Annotated in this window: 3 protein-coding genes; 1 reads left to right on the top strand and 2 read right to left on the bottom strand. The window is 35.9% G+C overall.

Annotated elements, in window-relative coordinates; genetic code table 11:
• Positions 1-351 precede the first annotated feature (351 nt).
• On the bottom strand, positions 352-1,263 hold the full coding sequence (locus IPM47_16155; GenBank protein ID QQS28378.1) for a carboxypeptidase regulatory-like domain-containing protein: 912 nt from the start codon (positions 1,261-1,263) through the stop codon (positions 352-354).
• Positions 1,264-1,403: 140 nt separating this feature from the next.
• On the opposite strand from IPM47_16155, the gene IPM47_16160 reads away from it, so the two are divergent.
• The gene (locus IPM47_16160) at positions 1,404-1,742 is read left to right on the top strand and encodes a hypothetical protein (protein QQS28379.1); all 339 of its coding nucleotides are present in this window, start codon (positions 1,404-1,406) and stop codon (positions 1,740-1,742) included.
• Positions 1,743-1,997: 255 nt separating this feature from the next.
• Here IPM47_16160 and IPM47_16165 read toward each other — a convergent pair whose 3' ends face one another.
• Positions 1,998-2,792, bottom strand: coding sequence for a menaquinone biosynthesis protein (locus tag IPM47_16165; protein QQS28380.1), 795 nt, complete (start codon positions 2,790-2,792; stop codon positions 1,998-2,000).
• Positions 2,793-3,183 lie beyond the last annotated feature (391 nt).

Raw genomic sequence — 3,183 nt, forward strand, 5'->3', positions numbered from 1 at the left:
ATACCAACTATGATTTAATTTTGCACCATCATTTACTGACGTAGGTCTTTAAATTCCCCTCCTTGGAGGGGTTAGGGGTGGGTTCTTTTAGATAGTGAAGTGGTATAATTTTAAAAGGCTGACAAATTATACCAACTATGATTTAATTTTGCACCATCATTTACTGACGTAGGTCTTTAAATTCCCCTCCTTGGAGGGGTTAGGGGTGGGTTCTTTTAGATAGTGAAGTGGTATAAGTATGTGTTTAAAAAAAAATCTGAACGGAAAATAAGGTATTCCGTTCAGATTTCCATCGGGTAGCTAAAACTTTAGCCCTCCAAATGTTGGAAAAAAAAATAACAGCAAGTGCAATTAAACAACCGACTGTATCATTACTTTTTTTCTTTGATACTCTCTGCCTGCTACAATTTTAAGATTATTTTCGGTTATGGTGTCGTAACCCGCCAAACGCCAGGTTATATCTACAAATCCCGCAGGCAGTTTGGTAACACTGTATTTTCCTTTAATATCGGTAAACACGCTTTTAATAACGTTTTGAGTGCCGGCGCTGACAACTTTTACTTCTACATTTTGCAGAGGAACGTCGTTGATATCAAGAACTGTTCCGCGAATTTTAGCATTGGTTGTTCCAAGGTCAATAATTATACGCGCATCTTTATAAGCGCTCACAAGCTGAGGATTGGTCGTTAAAAATAAGTTGAACAGATTGTCCAATTGGTTAGAAAACAAAGTCTTAGTAATATATTTAACGTTTTCTCTGATTTGCTTGTTAGCTTGTTTCTTGTCAATAATAGCCTGTCGCGGGTTTTGAAAAGATGCCCTGTAAATGTCAATACTTGTTTGAAGTGCCGTCACATCGGCAGGAAGAATTCCGTAATCGGCCAAGTTAGCAATATTTGTATCGGCAGCGTCGTGAATATTCTGGCAAACATCGTCAATATCTGCCTTTTTTGTTTTCCCAAGGTCAGATAAGTTTACTTTTACCAAAGCGGCAAGCGTGTTGTTTTCAGAAATACTCGCATAAGTCGCAGTTCCCGAAGCACATTTAAATGCCAAATTTACCATGGTCGCCCTCAATAAATTGGTATCTAACGTTACGCCTTCTGATGTCCCGACAGAAATTTGATTCAGCGAATTAATAAGTACCAACCTGTTTCCTACATTGGTTACTATGGTCAGGATTGCGGGCACACTGGCTGTTTCGGCAGCATTTTCTGTGCAAAAAACGTGGGTGGCAGAGATCATGTTAACTCTGTTCGACATTTTGTCATCCATGTTTAATGATGTTTTTAGCAGTTAGAAAATTTTCAAAAAGCAAATTAATGTTCTTAAAACAGATAATCAGTTGTATATATTATGCGAATCCCAATAAAAATTTTCAATTATTTGGATTATTCAATTTTTTGATTACAAAGGCTCGATTTGAGTTATGTGTGATAGGTTTTAAACTATGTGTAATTAGTCAGGAGCGAAAACCGTTTAGTCGGGAGCGAAAACCGTTTAGTCAGGAGCGAAAACCGGTTAGTCGGGAGCGAAAACCGGTTAGTCGGGAGCGAAAACCGTTTAGTCGGGAGCGAAAACCGTTTAGTCGGGAACGAAAACCGTTTAGTCGGGAGCGAAAATCGTTTAGTCGGGAGCGAAAACCGATTAGTCAGGAGCGAAAATCGTTTAGTCGGGAGCGAAAACCGGATTTGGAAAGCAGAAATCCTTTTAAAAGAATAGTTATACCAACTATGATTTAATTTTGCACCATCAATTACTGACGTAGGTCTTTAAATTCCCCTCCTTGGAGGGGTTAGGGGTGGGTTCTTTTAGATAGTGAAGTGGTATTACAACGGAATCGCAGTAGATTGGTAGTATGAAACTAAATAACGAATCCGTAAATCAAAAACGAAGTAAAATGTCCTTTCGGATAAAATTTAAAAGATTGACTAAGCCGTTTTAAAACCACCGGCAATAAAAATAAAATTTAGAATCGAAAACAGTTTAAAAGAATTTTACCGGACAAGTTTGGTAGCAGGAATTGTATTGACAGCAGAGTTTTTGTTTAGATAGCTCAAAAACAACTCCAATCCATTTCTTTTTTGTTGGTCAAATTCGTAGCTGATAAATCTGGTATAATACTCATGAAGATCAAAGTCAAGGTTATAATCCGAATGATAAAGTTTAACAACTTCATCTATAGAGTTTAACCCAAGCCTAAACGCGTTATTCAGTGAGTTTTCAAATCCATCTGGTAAATCGGTAATTGTAACCCAGGAGGCAAAAACAAAAGGAAGTCCGGTAAATTCATACCATGCTCGGCTTAAATCATATTGATAGTTAAATTTAGGAGCCCATTCAATTGTTCTGTCCCCAATTATTACCCCTGCTGTTGTGCCGTTGATTTGATGTTCGTAATGTTTTGTTGCGGGTATAAATTCAATATCCGTGAGTTTCCAGTAGTTTTCGCTCAGGATTCTGATCAATTGAACTGAAGTTCTGGATTGGTAATCTAAATAGATTTTTCTAATCTCACTTAAAGGTACCTGACTATAAAGAGCTACAGTCTTTACATCACCCACTGAACCAATACAAAAGTCGGTAATGATTTTGTGATGTTGAAGTTGCGGTAATACAGCCACAGGAACTAAACCAATATGAGCCAACCCATTCTTTAATTTATCTGCTGTTTTAGCCGGAACTTCCAGTTGAAGGTCAATATTGTGAATTAAGCCGGTTTTCTTCAGACCAAATAAAAATGGTTTAGTATTCAGATATGATACCGCAGATATAATTATTTTTGCCTGCATTCAGGACTTTTTTGTTGTTTAGAAAACAGATGGCATAAAAAAACTAATTCAGAACAAGCAAATGCCAATAAAAGTTCTGAAACAACCAGGTCTATAAATTAAATAAAATTTCAATTTCCTGTTAAATGATTACGAGCTATTAAATATTTTGTAAAAAGGACTACTTAATTATAGATTTCAGTTGTCATAATTTCATAAAAATTATACAATAAAGAACAAGTGATTGTTTAATTTCCTATTTTTAGCCACAATTCTAACCTTTTTATTTATTTCTTTTACATACTACTAAATACTTATATTTTTTTGCCGGAAAATACGCTCTATGAAAAGAATTTTACCCTTTTTGCTTTTCATTATAACCAGTAATTGTCTTTTAGCCCAAACATACAAT

Source organism: Sphingobacteriales bacterium (genome assembly GCA_016700115.1).
In the GTDB taxonomy this organism is placed as follows: domain Bacteria; phylum Bacteroidota; class Bacteroidia; order Chitinophagales; family UBA2359; genus UBA2359.